Source organism: Nonomuraea guangzhouensis (genome assembly GCF_019396345.1).
Taxonomy (GTDB): Bacteria; Actinomycetota; Actinomycetes; order Streptosporangiales; family Streptosporangiaceae; genus Nonomuraea; species Nonomuraea guangzhouensis.
In genome coordinates, this window is record NZ_JAHKRM010000007.1 from 20762 (window position 1) to 34387 (window position 13626).

The window sequence follows — 13626 nt, forward strand, 5'->3', positions numbered from 1 at the left end:
CGATAGTCGGCGCCGCTGGGATCGAGCCTGCTCCGGATCACACGCCCTCCTGTTGCCAACTTGACGCCGGTGTCAATCCGATGGCCCTGGCCCAGAGCTTGGTGAGCAGCTCCACGGCCGTCCGCTCGTCCGCGCGTTCGCCCAGGTCAAGCCAGACGTGGGCGAAGTGCTCCACCATCCCGCCCAGCATGACGGCCGTCAGCCGGGGATCGAGCGCCGGGTCGGCCAGCCCCTGCTCCTGCAGCCGCCGGAGCCCCTCGGCGCCGCGCCGGACGAACACCTCGCGCAGCTCCAGCAGCAGCCCGCGCAGGCTCTCCTCGGCGGTGGCGGCCTGTTCGAGCATCCTGACCAGCCGCGAGTTGGCCGCCCAGGCGCGCAGGTAGAGCCGGTTGGCCGCCTCGATCCGCGCGTACGGGTCGCCGGGCACGCCCGGACCCACGACGCTCGCCGTGAACATCTCCCCGACCACCGCCGCGGCCACCTCGCCGAACAGCGCTTCCTTGGAATCGAAGTAGGTGTAGAACGTGCCGTGCGAGACCCCGGCCCGCGCGCAGACGTCGTCGATGCGCACGCTTTCGTAGCCGTGCTCGTCGAAGGCGTCCCGGCCCGCCCGCACGAGCGCGTCCCTCGTACGCCGGCCGCGCGCGGTGAGCTCGGACTTGACGATCACGTCAACTAGAGTAACCCGCAGCCCTGGCACGCGAAAAGCCCTCCACGACGATCCTTTCCGTCGTGGAGGGCTTGATAGAGCTATGTCAGGTGCAGTGGCTCCAGCCGGACTTCCAGGACGCGGTCCCCCACGAGCCGCCCCAGATCACGCACTTCTTGACGGCCGCCACGCGCACCGGGCCCGCGTAGGCGGTGAACTTGCCCGGGTTGCTGCCGCTGCCGCCGTTCTGGACCTGGAGTGTGGCGTTCATCGAGACCTTGCCGGGATAGACCAGCTTGGACATCGTCACCACGCAGTTCTTGCCGTTGCCGTACAGCAGGTAAATCGTCGCGTTGCTGCCCAGCGCGTGGCTGTCGATCACCTTGAAGCCGGCGCCGCACACCGACGCCGCGCTGTAGGGGTTGGGCTTGGGCTGGACGGTCGGCTTCACCGTCGGCTTGGGGGTGGTCCTCGTCTTGGTGGTGGTCGGCTGGGGGATGGTCTCGGTCGGACCCGCGGTGGGCTTGCTCGTGGGATCGGGGTCCGGGTCCACCATGTCGGTGGGCTTGGCCTTGGTGGGCTTGGTCGTGGGCTTCGACTCCGGCTTGTGGGTCGTGGGCCTCGACGTCTGCGGGACCGTGGGGACGGTGACCGGGACCTGGGTACTCGGGTCCTGGATCACCTGCTCCTTGGTCTTCGTCTTGGTGGGCGCCGGCTCTTCCAGGGTCGGGACCGGCTGGTTGACGACCGGGCTGTCTTCCGTCAGGGGCGGGTCGACCGGTTGACCGGCGCCGGAGCCGTCGGTGGGGGTGGCTTCGGTGGCGGCTTCCACGTTGATGACCTTCTGCGCGGGGTTGCTGTTGGCCTGCACCACCACCGCGCCAACCACGACCAGCAGGGCCGCGGCGGCCGCGCCGGTCAGGGCGAAGGTCAGAGTACGGCGCTGCTTCGCCGAACCGGCGTCAGCCCCCTGCGGCTTCTGCCCTGGGCCGCCCGGCCCGCCCGCGCCCGGACCGCCTGGCCCGCGACCGCCGGGGCCGTATGCCGGGCCGCCCGCGCCGAACCCAGGAGCGCCGCCCTGCGCCGGTACGCCGCCCATAGGCTGTCCCGGAGCGCCCGCGCCCATGGGCTGTCCCGGAGCACCCGCTCCCTGGGGCATGGAGCCCTGCCGTAGCGTCGGACCGCCGGGGGCTCCCTGGCCTCCGGCAGGCATGCCCTGGCCGCTCGGCACGTTGCCCTGCGGGCCGCCCTGGCTGCCCGGCGCCCCACTCTGACCGCCCGGCGCATTTCCGTACGGCCCGCTCTGGCCGCCAGGCATGTTGGCGTGTGGCCCGCTCTGGCCGCTCGGCGCAGTCCCGTGCGGGCCGCTGTGAACGCTCGACGGATTGCCGGGCATACCAGCCGGACCGCCGGGCATCCCAGGGCCGGTCGGACCGGTGCCGTGCGGCGTTCCGGCCGCGGCGACCGGGCCGCTCGCCGCGGGACCGCCTGCCGAGGGGCCACCTGCCGCCGCCATGGGGGCCGGGGTGCCGCTCGCGCCCGGCTGGCCGAAAGGGCCGGTCTGAATCATCTGGCCGGGCTGGGACGCGGCGCCGGGCTGCGTCCAAGGGCCGGGGTAAGAGCCCTGCGGGGGGCCGGGGTAGGAGTCCTGCGGGTTCGCTCCCGCCTGCGGCCCCGTACCCGCCGCAGCGCCCGCGACGGCGCTCATCCGGGCACCCGTGGTCAGCGGGTCCACGGCCGCCGGAGGCGCCGGCTGCCCCGTCAGGCGCACGATCAGCTCGTCCGCGCTGGGCCGCTGCGACGGGTCCTTGGACAGGCACGCCGCCACCAGCATGCCCAGCGCGCCCTCCATCCCGCCCAGCTCCGGCTCCTCGTTCAGGATCCGGTTCATCACCACGGGAATCGAGTCGGCGCCGAAGGCGGGCTTGCCCGTCGCCGCGAACACCATCGTGACGCCCCAGGCGAACACGTCCGCCGCCTCGGACACGGCGGCTCCGCTGAGCTGCTCGGGCGCCAGGTACGACGGCGTCCCCATGGCCATGCCCGTCGCCGTCGCCCCGGGAGAGTCCAGGGCCCTGGCGATGCCGAAGTCGATCACGACGGGACCTTCGGGCCCCATGAGGACGTTCGCGGGCTTGAGGTCGCGGTGCAGGATGCCGGCCCGGTGGATGGCCGCCAGCGCGGTCGCCGTACTGATCGCGAGCCGCTCCAGCGCCGCGCCCCGGCGCGGGCCCTCGTTGATGACCAGCTCGCGGAGGGACGGCCCCGGCACGTACTCGCTCACGATGTACGGCCGGCTGCCCTCGAGGTCGGCGTGCAGCACCGGAGCCGTGCAGAACCTGGCCACCCGCTGTGCGACCGAAACCTCGCGCAGGAACCTGGTTCTGGCCTCGGCATCGGCCACCAGCGCGTTGTGCAGCAGCTTGACCGCCACCTGATCGCCGGTGTCACTTTGGCCGAGGTACACGATTCCCTGGCCGCCCTCACCAAGCCGGGCGACGAGGTCATAGGCCCCCAGCCGCCGCGGGTCGTCCGCCGCCAACGGCTGGTGCTGATTCACGCTGTACCCCCAAGACCTCGCATAACAAAACGATAGATGGGGCAAAAGCTACCAGCGTGACCCTTGGGGCGTTGCCCGGACCTGTCAGATGTTTCCCCTTTTGACGCAACATGTCAGTGTTTTCGGGCAGGTCGTGTCCACATTTGCCCAGCTAGGTCACGGCTTGGTGAACTCAGATCGCCTTGCCCGGATTGAGCAGGCCGAGCGGATCGAACACCGCCTTGATGCCCTGCTGCATCTCCTGGGCCACCGGCCCGGTCTCCAGCGCGAGCCAGCGCCGCTTGAGCAGGCCGACCCCGTGTTCGCCGGTCAACGTGCCGCCGAGCTGCAGCGCGTGCGTGAAAACGTCGTCCGCCGCGGCCCACACCTCGGGCGGCGGCTCGGCCGTACCGTGCTCGAAGATGAAGACCGGGTGCAGGTTCCCGTCACCCGCGTGCGCGACTGTGGCGATCTTCACACCATGCCGTACGGCGGCCGCCTCGATCGCCATGATCATGTCGGGCAGCACCGAACGCGGCACGCACACGTCCTCCACCAGGCACGCGCCGAGGCGCTCCTTGGCGTCGTAGGCCATCCTGCGCAGGCCGATCAGCTCCTCGGTCTCCTGCGGGCTGGAGGAGACCGCCACGAAGGGCGAGCCGTTGTCGACGCACAGCTGCTCCATGCGTTTGACGACGGCCTCGCCGTCCGACGCGTCGGACTGGCCGATCAGCATGGCCATCGTGCCCGGCTCCAGGCCGATGTTGCGCCAGTCGTCGATCGCCTCCAGCGTCGCCCGGTCGAGCAGCTCCATCAGCGACGGCTGGCATCCGGCGGCCATGATCGCCGACACGGCCGCCCCCGCCTCACGCAGCGAGCCGAACTCCGCCGCGAACGTGGCCGGCGGCGCCGCGGGCGCCCTGCGCAGCCGTACCGTCGCCGCGGTGATCACGCCGAGCGTGCCTTCCGAGCCGACGAACAGCCCGGTCAGGTCGTACCCGGTGACGCCCTTCATCGTGCGGCGGCCCGTCTGGAGTATCCGGCCGTCGGCCAGCACCACCTCCAGACCGAGCGCGGAGTCGCGGGTGACGCCGTACTTCACGCAGCGCAGCCCGCCGGCGTTGGTCGCCAGGTTGCCGCCGATCGTGGAGATCTCGTACGACGACGGGTCGGGCGCGTACATCAGCCCGTGCTCCCTGGCCGCCCGGTCGAGGTCGGCGGTGATCACGCCGGGCTCGACCACGGCGATCTCGTCGGCGGGGGAGAGTTCCCTGATCGCCGTCATCCTGGCCAGCGAGAGGATCACCGCCCCATCGCCGGCGGTGGCGGCGCCCGCCAGTCCCGTACCGCCGCCGCGCGGCACCACGGGGACCCGGTGCTCGGTCGCCCATTTGAGCGTCGTGACCACGTCGTCACGCGAGGTGGCGAGCACCGCGGCCAGCGGCTTGCCGGGTTCCAGGAACGTCCGGTCGCGGGCGTAGGAGTCGATCACATCGGGGTCGGTCAGGACACGGCCCTCAGGCAGGGCGTTCACCAAGGCATCAAGAGGTCTCACATGGGAAACCTTACGGTTTGCACCTACCGCGGCTAAAGGCCAGACTGCCCAGGTGGAAGTGACGTGCCCGGTATGCAGCCAATCTGACCAGGTCTCCGCAGTCCCTGGAGTGGTGGCGGCGGGCACCACGTACCGGATCGGCCGCGTCCGGATGGCCGGTACGCGCGACATCGTGGACCTGCCGATGGCGGCCTCGCTCGGCGCCTCGAAACATCACATGAGCCGTACGCAGCTGGCGGTCTGGCTGTCGTTCCCCAGCCGCCACTACACGGCGTGGACCAGGAACCAGGGCTACATCCTGCTCGGTGTCGCCGCCCTGGTCCATCTGGTGACCGCGCTGGTGATCGCGATGGGCAAGGACGCGAACTGGACCGAGGTGCTGCTCGCGCCGTTCTGCCTGACCGGGTTGTTCTGGGGGTTCGGGCTGCTGTTCGTCCTGGGGTCGTACGGGGCGCGGAAGCGGGACCTGGCGGAGGCCCCGGCCCGCGTCCAGGCGCTCGCGGTGTGGGAGAGCCTGCGTTACTGCGCGCGGGACAACGTGGCCTACGAGCCGGGGGTCGGGGTGTCGTTCCACCCCAGCGAGACCCGTGAGTACATCTTCGGCTTCCGCAAGGGCCGCGCCGCCGCCGGGTGACTTCCGGTACGGCAGGCCGTACCGGAAGCACACCGGATGGGTGGTGTCAGGCGCGCTCTTCGGCCACCGCGCGGACGCAGACGGCCAGGCCGGTGATGGCCTGCTCCAGCTCTTCCAGGTCGGGATAGGTGGGGGCGATCCGGATCGTCCGGTCGTCGGGGTCCTGGCCGTAGGGGTGGGTGGCGCCCGCCGGGGTCAGCGCGATCCCGGCAGCCTTGGCCCTGGCCACCACCTCGGCGGCATGCGACACCTCGAGGCTGATGAAGTAGCCGCCCTGCGGGCTCGTCCAGGTGCCGAGGTCGCCCAGCTCCTTGGCCAGCACCCGGTCGACGAGCTCGAACTTGGGCCACACCAGCTCGGCGTGCTTGCGCATGTGCGCGGCCACGCCCTCGGTGTCGCGCAGGAACTCGACGTGCCGCAGCTGGTTGAGCTTGTCGGGCCCGATGGACTGCTTGGCGGTGTTGGCCAGGAACCACTTCACGTTCGCGGGCGAGGACCCGAAGAACGACACGCCGCTGCCCGCCAACGTCACCTTGGACGTGGACCCGAACACGAAGGCCCGGTCGGCGTTGCCGTGCTCAGCGCACAGGGCCAGCAGGTCGGCCAGCTCGGCGTGGGTGTCGGTGAGGTGGTGGACCGCGTAGGCGTTGTCCCAGAAAATCCTGAAATCAGGCGCCGCAGCGGACATGGCGGCCAGCCGCCGGACGGTCTCGTCGCTGTAGGTGACACCGGACGGGTTGCTGTACTTCGGCACGCACCAGATGCCCTTGACACTCGCGTCCTCGGCGACCAGGCGCTCGACGACGTCCATGTCGGGACCTTCGCCGTTCATCGGCACGGGCACCATCTTGATCCCGAACCGCTCACAGATCGTGAAATGCCGGTCATATCCCGGCACCGGGCACAGGAACGTGATCTCCGGCTCCTCCACCCACCGCCGCTCGGCCCCGGGCACCTTGGTGAGCAGCGCGTGCACGATCGTGTCGTGCATCACGGCCAGACTCGAGTTGCCACCCACGACCAGCTGCTCGGCGGGCACCTGGAGCAGCGGTGCGAACAGCTCCCGCAGCTCCGCCAGCCCCTGCAGGTTGCCGTAGTTACGCCCGTCGGTCCCGTCCGCCGCCTTGTAGGACGTCGGCAGTTTGAGCAGGTCGTTGGCGAGATCCAGCTGTCGCGGCGACGGCTTCCCCCGGGTCAGGTCGAGCGAAAGGCCACGCTGGACGAGGTCGGCGTAGTCGCGCTGAGCGTTCACTGGTATCTGCTCCTCCGATCGGGTCGATACGAAGGATAGCCGCAGTCAGCAGCCGGCGATGCGGCAGAGTTTGGCGGCCATCTTCGCGGCGTCCGACTGGTGCCTGGCCATGGTGGTGATGGCCGGGGCGTCGTTGTGCAGGTCCCAATAGAGGGCCACGGCCGCGCCCTTGCGTACCGCGATGAACCGCTGGGTCTGCGGGACCACGTTCGTCTTTGTCTTCTTGTCGAACATCGTGGCCCCGATGGCGTCGTCACCGATGCTGGGGTCGATTACCTTCACCCGCTTGCCGCACTTGGCCAGGCGGGTGCTGAACTGGGTCATCAGTTTCTCCGCCGCACTTGCGTCGGTGAAAAGGAATACCTGCTCGCCGCGTTCGGCACTGGTCTTCTCGCCGCCGCCCGGGTGCGGGTCGAAGGTGAGGTCGCGGCGGGCGATCCAGTCCTTTTTCAGCTTGGCGTTCGAACACTGGATGTTTGACACTTCAATCAGGTTTCCCTGGTTGAGATACCAGTGCTTGGTGTCCTTGCGGGCCTCCTTTTCGTACAGGAGGAAGTTCTTCGGGATCGACGGCGCGGCCAGTGCCGCCGCCGGCGGGAGCAGCAGGGCCGTAATCAGTGCGCCGCCGGTCAGCAGGGTGATCTTCTTCAGAGTCATGTGCAATTGGATGCCGGCGAGCGGGAAAAGGTTCGGGACTTAAGTGAGGAATTCGGCTGGGGCGTTTCGCTGGACGAAGGTTTCCAGCTCGGCGAGAGACAGGCCTGGAGGGGTGGCCACGATGAGCCGGTCCACGCCCAGGTCGGCGTACGCCCTGACGGTGGCGGCGTCCAGGCGGCGGGCCGGGGTCACCGAGATGTGCAGGGGTTTCGTCGACACGGATCTGAGTGACTCCAGTTGAGCGGCCGTGCCGCGCAGGCCCAGCATCCAGCCGTACCAGCCGTCGGCCAGGGCGGCGGCTCGGCGGTGGGCGGCCGGGGTGTGGCCGCCGATGACGACCGGGACCGGGCGCTGGAGGGGGCGCGGGTAGGCGTCCACGTCCTTGAAGGAGACGTGGCGGCCGTCGAAGGCGGGCTTGTCGTCCTGCCAGAGGGAGCGGATGGCCGCGAGGTACTCCTCGACGCGGGAGCCCCGGTCCTGCATGGGGACGCCCAGGGCGCGTAGTTCGGGCTCCAGGTAGCCGGCGCCCACGCCGAAGATCAGTCGTCCGCCGCTGAGGACGTCCACGCTGGCCAGTTGCTTGGCGAGGAGCAGCGGGTCGCGCTGGGGGAGGACGATGATGCCGGTGGCCAGCAGGATGCGCTCGGTGTGGGCGGCCAGGAAGGCCAGCGAGACCACGGCGTCCAGGAGTGGCGCGTCCGGTTCCAGCGGGGACCCGTCCACGCGGGGGCTGGGCAGGACGATGTGGTCGGCGGTCCACAGCGACTCGTAGCCCAGGCTTTCGGCCAGCTTCGCCACGCGGGCGGCGCCCTGGCGGTCGGCGGCGGCGAAGCCGTTCGGCATATGGAGGCCGATTGAGGGGGACATATTGCGAAAGGTTAGGGGAGCGGGGGACGATCCACCACCGACGATCTCGCATGGGCTCCATGCGGGAAGCGCATGCCATACGGGCTGGAAAAGCGCGCCAGGCAAAGACGTGTGCGACGAATGTTGAAGAATTGCTTCCCGTATGGCAATCGTTGGCGTGGAATTGGAGGATCGGGGGCAGGCCACACTCCGCATAGGAGGGAGCACTCGTGACGACTGTTCGCGAGACCTCGATCGAGCAGGTCAGGCGCCGGCGCACCGGGACCGTCATCGCGGCCTGGCTGTCGACGACCGACCACAAAGTGATCGGGTATCTCTATCTGATCACCTCGTTCGTGTTCTTCCTCATCGCGGGTGTCATGGCCATGGTGATCAGGGCCGAATTGGCGCAGCCGGGGATGCAACTCGTGAGCCAGCAGCTCTACAACCAGCTGTTCACCATGCACGGCACGATCATGCTGCTGTTGTTCGCCACGCCGCTGTTCGCGGGATTCGCCAATGTGGTGATGCCCCTGCAGATCGGCGCACCTGACGTCGCGTTTCCCCGGCTCAATGCGGTCGCCTACTGGATGTTCCTGTTCGGCGGGCTGATCGTGCTGGCCGGATTCATCACGCCGGGTGGGGCCGCCGAGTTCGGCTGGTTCGCCTATACGCCGTTGTCCACCGCCACTTATACGCCGCACATGGGCGGCGATCTGTGGATCATGGGGCTCGCGCTGTCGGGGCTCGGGACCATTCTCGGCTCGGTCAACTTCATCACCACGATCATCGGGCTGCGGGCGCCGGGCATGACGATGTTCCGCATGCCGCTGTTCACCTGGAACACGCTGCTGACCAGCATGCTCGTGCTCATGGCGTTCCCCGTGCTGGCCGCCGCGCTGCTCGTGCTCGAATCGGATCGCAAGTTCGGCACGCACGTCTTCGACGCCGCCAACGGCGGGGCGTTGATCTGGCAGCACCTGTTCTGGTTCTTCGGACATCCCGAGGTGTACATCATCGCGCTGCCGTTCTTCGGGATCATCACCGAGGTGATCCCGGTGTTCAGCCGCAAGCCGATTTTCGGGTACGGCGGGCTGGTCGGGGCGACGATCGCGATCGCCGGACTGTCGATGACCGTGTGGGCGCACCACATGTTCCCCACGGGTCAGGTGCTGCTGCCGTTCTTCTCGTTCATGACGTTCCTCATCGCGGTGCCGACCGGGGTGAAGTTCTTCAACTGGATCGGCACGATGTGGCGCGGCCATCTCAGCTTCGAGACGCCCATGCTGTTCGCGATCGGGTTTCTCGTGACGTTCCTGCTGGGCGGTCTGACCGGGGTCATCCTGGCGTCGCCGCCGCTCGACTTCCACATCAGCGACACGTATTTCGTCGTCGCGCACTTCCATTACGTGGTGTTCGGGACCGTGGTGTTCGCCATGTTCTCCGGGTTCTACTTCTGGTGGCCGAAGATGACCGGGCGGATGCTCGACGACCGGCTGGGGAAGGTGCATTTCTGGACGCTGTTCGTCGGGTTCCACACCACGTTCCTGATCCAGCACTGGCTGGGGGCGATCGGCATGCCCAGGCGGTACGCCGACTACAGCGTGGCCGACGGCTTCACCCGGATGAACGAGATCTCGTCCGTCGGGGCGTTCCTGCTCGGCGCTTCCACGTTGCCGTTCCTCTACAACATCTGGAAGACGGCCAGGCGGGCGCCCAAGGTGACGCTCGACGACCCGTGGGGCTTCTGCAACTCGCTGGAGTGGGCCACCTCCTGCCCGCCGCCCCGGCACAACTTCACCTTCCTGCCGCCCATCCGGTCGGAACGGCCCGCGTTCGATCTGCACTATCCCCACGTGCCCGCGGAAGAAGAACTCGAAGAGAAGGCCGAGGAAGAACTCGAAGACAAGCCCACAGAAGAGACGCCCGGCTGACCGCCAAAGCCGGGCCTTCTCCGAAGCAGGTCGTGGTGCTTGTGTGGAGATGACGTTTCGCCCATCTAAGGAGATCGGCGATGACAGGCACGAAGACGCCCTTCACCCCCGAGACGGCCCCCTGCGGCAAGAAGTCCGCCGGTGAGCGCCTCGTTGACGACGACGGTTACGGCCTGGTGATCCGCGACCAGATCTTCGACTGCGGTTGCCGCAGGATCCGCCACGAGTACCACGACGGCAGCATCCATCTCTCCTCCATCCGCCACGACGGCAAGCGGGTGAAGGACCCGATACAACCCGACCACGGGAGCTGATCGCATGATCGACGTGCTCATCGTCGGAGGAGGCGGAGCGGGTCTGCGCGCGGCCATCGCGGTCGCCGAGACGGACCCCGAGCTCACGGTGGCGGTCGTGTCGAAGGTCTACCCGATGCGCAGCCACACGGTCTCCGCCGAAGGCGGCGCCGCCGCGGTGATCGGCGTCGGCGACACGCTCGACGAGCACTGCTACGACACGATCTCCGGCGGCGACTGGCTCTGCGACCAGGACGCGGTCGAGGCGTTCGTCCAGGAGGCGCCCCGCGAGCTGATCCAGCTGGAGCACTGGGGCTGCCCGTGGAGCCGCGAGGACGACGGCCGGGTGGCCGTCCGTCCGTTCGGCGGCATGAAGCGGATGCGCACCTGGTACGCGGCCGACAAGACCGGTTTCCACCTTCTCCACACCTTGTTCCAAACAACACTGAAATATCGGGACATAGTGCGGTACGACGAGTGGTACGTCACCAAGCTCATCGTCGACGACGGCCGCGTCCACGGCGTCGTGGCCGTCGAGCTCAGGACCGGCCGGATCGAGACCATCGCCGCCAGGACCGTCATCCTGGCCACCGGCGGCTGCGGCCGGGTCTTCCCCTTCACCACGAACGCCGCGATCAAGACCGGCGACGGCATGGCCCTGGCCTACCGGGCGGGCGCGCCGCTGAAGGACATGGAGTTCGTCCAGTACCACCCGACCGGCCTGCCGTTCACCGGCATCCTCATCACCGAGGCGGCCAGGGCGGAGGGCGGCTGGCTGATCAACAAGGACGGCTACCGCTACCTCCAGGACTACGACCTGGGCAAGCCCACCCCGACGCCCAAGCTCCGCAGCATGGAGCTCGGCCCGCGCGACCGCCTCTCCCAGGCGTTCGTGCACGAGCAGGAACTGGGCCGCACGATCGACACCCCCTACGGCCCGGTCGTGTACCTGGACCTGCGGCACCTGGGCGAGGGCAGGATCGACGCCCGCATCCCGTTCGTCCGCGAGCTGTGCAAGAGCTACCAGAACCTCGACCCGGCCACCGACCTCATCCCGGTCCGCCCGGTCGTGCACTACATGATGGGCGGCGTCCACACCGACCTCGACGGCGCCACTCCGATCACCGGGCTGTACGCCGCCGGCGAGACCGCGTGCGTCAGCATCAACGGGGCCAACCGGCTCGGCTCGAACTCGCTTCCGGAGATCCTCGTCTTCGGCAGAAGGGCGGGTCTGGCCGCCGCCAGCTTCGCGAAGGAGCATCAAGAGGAGAGCGAGCACCGGGCCGTACGGACACAGGGTGACGACGAGCGGCGGCGGCTGGAACGCGTCCGGGACGGATCGGGCAAGGGCGAACGGATCGCCGACCTGCGTGAGGAGATGCAGCACACGCTGGAGGGCGCGGCCGGGATCTACCGTACGGGCGGCGTGCTCGCCGCGGCCGTCGACACCCTCGCCGAGCTGCGCGAACGCGCGGAAGACGCGCTCGTCGACGACTCCAGCACGACCTTCAACACCGAGCTGATCAATCTGCAGGAACTGCACACCATGCTCGACGTCGCGCAGGCCATCGTCGCCTGCGCGCTCAACCGGAAGGAGTCGCGCGGCGCGCACCAGCGCACCGACTTCTCCGTCAGGGACGACTCGGCCTATCTCGCGCACTCGCTGGTGCACCGCGCGCCCGACGGCACGCCGTCGGTCGGCCTGCTGCCCGTGACGATCACCCGCTGGCCTCCGGGGGAAAGGGTCTATGGACGTGACTGACACCGAAGAGTCCGTACGGCAGGCGGCGGCCACCCGCACGATCCGGCTGGAGATCGCCCGCTACCGGCCGGGACAGGACAGCGAGCCGGTGTTCCAGGGCTATGACGTGCCGCTGACGACCGACTGGGCCGTGCTCGACGGCCTGAACTACGTCAAGGACCGCCTCGACGGCAGCCTGTCGTTCCGCTGGTCGTGCCGGATGGGCGTCTGCGGCTCGTGCGGCATGACCGTCAACGGCGAGCCCCGGCTGACCTGCGGGACCTTCCTCACCGAGTACGGTGACGGCCCGATCAGGATCGAGCCCCTCAAGGGCTTCCCGGTGATCAGGGACCTGATCGTGGACATCGACGACTTCCTGGCCAAGCTGTCGTCGGTGCGGCCGTGGCTGATCAGGGAGGGCGAGGAACTGCCGCTGACCACGGAGTACGCGCAGACGCCCGAGCAACTCGACGCCTACAAGCAGTACAGCATGTGCATCAACTGCATGCTCTGCTACTCGGCGTGCCCGGTCTACGTGCTCAACCCCGACTTCCTCGGCCCGGCCGCCATCGCGCTGGCGCAGCGCTACAACCTCGACTCCCGGGACATGGGCGACCGGTTCGACGTGCTCAACCTGGAGGACGCGGTCTGGGGCTGCACGTTCGTCGGGGAGTGCACGCGGGCCTGCCCCAAGCACGTGGACCCGGCCGAGGCGATCCAGCGCTACAAGCTGACCGCGGCTCTGCGCTCGGTGTTGCCTTGGAGCAAGCGATGACCAGTGCATATCGCCCGCCGCGGGACGCGTTCTGGTTCGCCCGTACCCGCACCTACACGCTCTTCGTGCTGCGCGAGCTGACCAGCGTGCTGGTCGCGTGGACGATCGTCTTCCTGCTCATGCTGGTCGGCGCCCTGCTGGGCGGCACCTTCCGGGATTTCACCGCCCTGGCCGCCCAGCCCTGGATGATCGCCCTCAACGTGGTCGCCCTGGTCGCGACCGCCTTCCACGCCGTCACGTTCCTGAACCTCGCCCCGAAGGCCACGGTGGTGCGGCTCGACGGCTGGCGGGTGCCCGCCTGGATGATCCAGGGCGGCAACCATTCGGCGTGGCTGGCGCTGTCCGTCCTGATCGCCTACTTCATCATGAGGTCACCGTGAAGCGGACGATCGAACCGTACCTGTGGCTGCTCTTCAGCGGCGGGGGAGTGGCCGCGGCGCTGGTGCTGCCCGTGCTGGTCCTGCTGTTCGGCGTGCTCATGCCGCTCGGCGTGATCGACTGGCCGACCGTCGAGCACCTGCGCGCGCTCCTGGACAACGTCCTGGTGCGGGCGGCGCTGCTGGTGGTCATCGTGCTCTGCCTGTTCCACGCGGCGCACCGGATCCGGTTCACCAGTGAGGAGCTGTTCGGCATCGCCAGGTACGACTTGCTCATCGCGGTGCTCTGCTATGGCGGGGCCATCGTGGGCGGCGTTACCGGCGCATTGCTTTTGTTCTAGTTTCATCACATTTCAACAGGGCTCTTTACGTTG

At 68.7% G+C, this 13626-nt stretch carries 13 protein-coding genes; 7 read left to right on the forward strand and 6 right to left on the reverse strand.

Annotated features, from left to right (window positions below; translation table 11 throughout):
* Nucleotides 1–37 precede the first annotated feature (37 nt).
* The 3 genes from KME78_RS15305 to KME78_RS15315 form a co-directional block, all read right to left on the reverse strand.
* A complete protein-coding gene (locus KME78_RS15305; protein WP_219529557.1) occupies nucleotides 38–670 on the reverse strand; it encodes a TetR/AcrR family transcriptional regulator in 633 nt (210 codons plus the stop codon).
* Nucleotides 671–755: 85 nt separating this feature from the next.
* A complete protein-coding gene (locus tag KME78_RS15310; RefSeq protein ID WP_308126963.1) occupies nucleotides 756–3209 on the reverse strand; it encodes a serine/threonine protein kinase in 2454 nt (817 codons plus the stop codon).
* Nucleotides 3210–3381: 172 nt separating this feature from the next.
* Nucleotides 3382–4743 carry an FAD-binding oxidoreductase gene (locus KME78_RS15315; protein ID WP_308126964.1) on the reverse strand — a complete coding sequence of 454 codons (1362 nt, stop codon included), beginning with the start codon at nucleotides 4741–4743 and terminating at the stop codon, nucleotides 3382–3384.
* 112 nt (nucleotides 4744–4855) lie between these two features.
* Here KME78_RS15315 and KME78_RS15320 point away from each other — a divergent pair, with 112 nt between their 5' ends.
* Nucleotides 4856–5377 (forward strand): hypothetical protein, encoded by a 522-nt coding sequence (locus tag KME78_RS15320; RefSeq protein ID WP_219529558.1) that lies wholly within the window; start codon nucleotides 4856–4858, stop codon nucleotides 5375–5377.
* 46 nt (nucleotides 5378–5423) lie between these two features.
* On the opposite strand, the gene KME78_RS15325 is transcribed toward KME78_RS15320, so the two are convergent.
* From KME78_RS15325 to KME78_RS15335, 3 genes are read right to left on the reverse strand one after another with little or no spacing between them, the layout of a single operon-like run.
* The gene (locus tag KME78_RS15325) at nucleotides 5424–6629 is read right to left on the reverse strand and encodes an aspartate aminotransferase type Ic (protein ID WP_219529559.1); all 1206 of its coding nucleotides are present in this window, start codon (nucleotides 6627–6629) and stop codon (nucleotides 5424–5426) included.
* 45 nt (nucleotides 6630–6674) lie between these two features.
* The gene (locus KME78_RS15330; RefSeq protein ID WP_219529560.1) at nucleotides 6675–7286 is read right to left on the reverse strand and encodes a hypothetical protein; all 612 of its coding nucleotides are present in this window, start codon (nucleotides 7284–7286) and stop codon (nucleotides 6675–6677) included.
* 39 nt (nucleotides 7287–7325) lie between these two features.
* Nucleotides 7326–8153: a TIGR03619 family F420-dependent LLM class oxidoreductase gene (locus KME78_RS15335; protein ID WP_219529561.1), complete on the reverse strand. Its 828-nt coding sequence runs from the start codon at nucleotides 8151–8153 to the stop codon at nucleotides 7326–7328.
* Nucleotides 8154–8362: 209 nt separating this feature from the next.
* Here KME78_RS15335 and ctaD point away from each other — a divergent pair, with 209 nt between their 5' ends.
* The 6 genes from ctaD to frdD all read left to right on the forward strand — a co-directional run bounded on the left by ctaD (nucleotide 8363) and on the right by frdD (nucleotide 13593).
* Nucleotides 8363–10066 carry an aa3-type cytochrome oxidase subunit I gene (ctaD, locus tag KME78_RS15340; protein ID WP_219529562.1) on the forward strand — a complete coding sequence of 568 codons (1704 nt, stop codon included), beginning with the start codon at nucleotides 8363–8365 and terminating at the stop codon, nucleotides 10064–10066.
* Nucleotides 10067–10146: 80 nt separating this feature from the next.
* A complete protein-coding gene (locus tag KME78_RS15345; RefSeq protein ID WP_219529563.1) occupies nucleotides 10147–10380 on the forward strand; it encodes a hypothetical protein in 234 nt (77 codons plus the stop codon).
* A gap of 4 nt (nucleotides 10381–10384) precedes the next feature.
* Entirely contained in the window at nucleotides 10385–12121 is a 1737-nt protein-coding gene (gene frdA, locus KME78_RS15350; protein ID WP_219529564.1) for a fumarate reductase (quinol) flavoprotein subunit, read from the forward strand.
* Nucleotides 12114–12875: a succinate dehydrogenase iron-sulfur subunit gene (gene sdhB / locus KME78_RS15355; RefSeq protein ID WP_308126965.1), complete on the forward strand. Its 762-nt coding sequence runs from the start codon at nucleotides 12114–12116 to the stop codon at nucleotides 12873–12875. The genes frdA and sdhB overlap by 8 nt, the downstream gene beginning before the upstream one ends.
* Nucleotides 12872–13255 (forward strand): succinate dehydrogenase/fumarate reductase transmembrane subunit, encoded by a 384-nt coding sequence (locus tag KME78_RS15360; protein WP_219529566.1) that lies wholly within the window; start codon nucleotides 12872–12874, stop codon nucleotides 13253–13255. The genes sdhB and KME78_RS15360 overlap by 4 nt, the downstream gene beginning before the upstream one ends.
* Complete coding sequence (gene frdD, locus KME78_RS15365) at nucleotides 13252–13593, forward strand: fumarate reductase subunit FrdD (protein WP_219529567.1); 342 nt, start codon at nucleotides 13252–13254, stop codon at nucleotides 13591–13593. Before KME78_RS15360 ends, frdD begins: the two co-directional genes overlap by 4 nt.
* The last annotated feature ends 33 nt before the right edge of the window (nucleotides 13594–13626 follow it).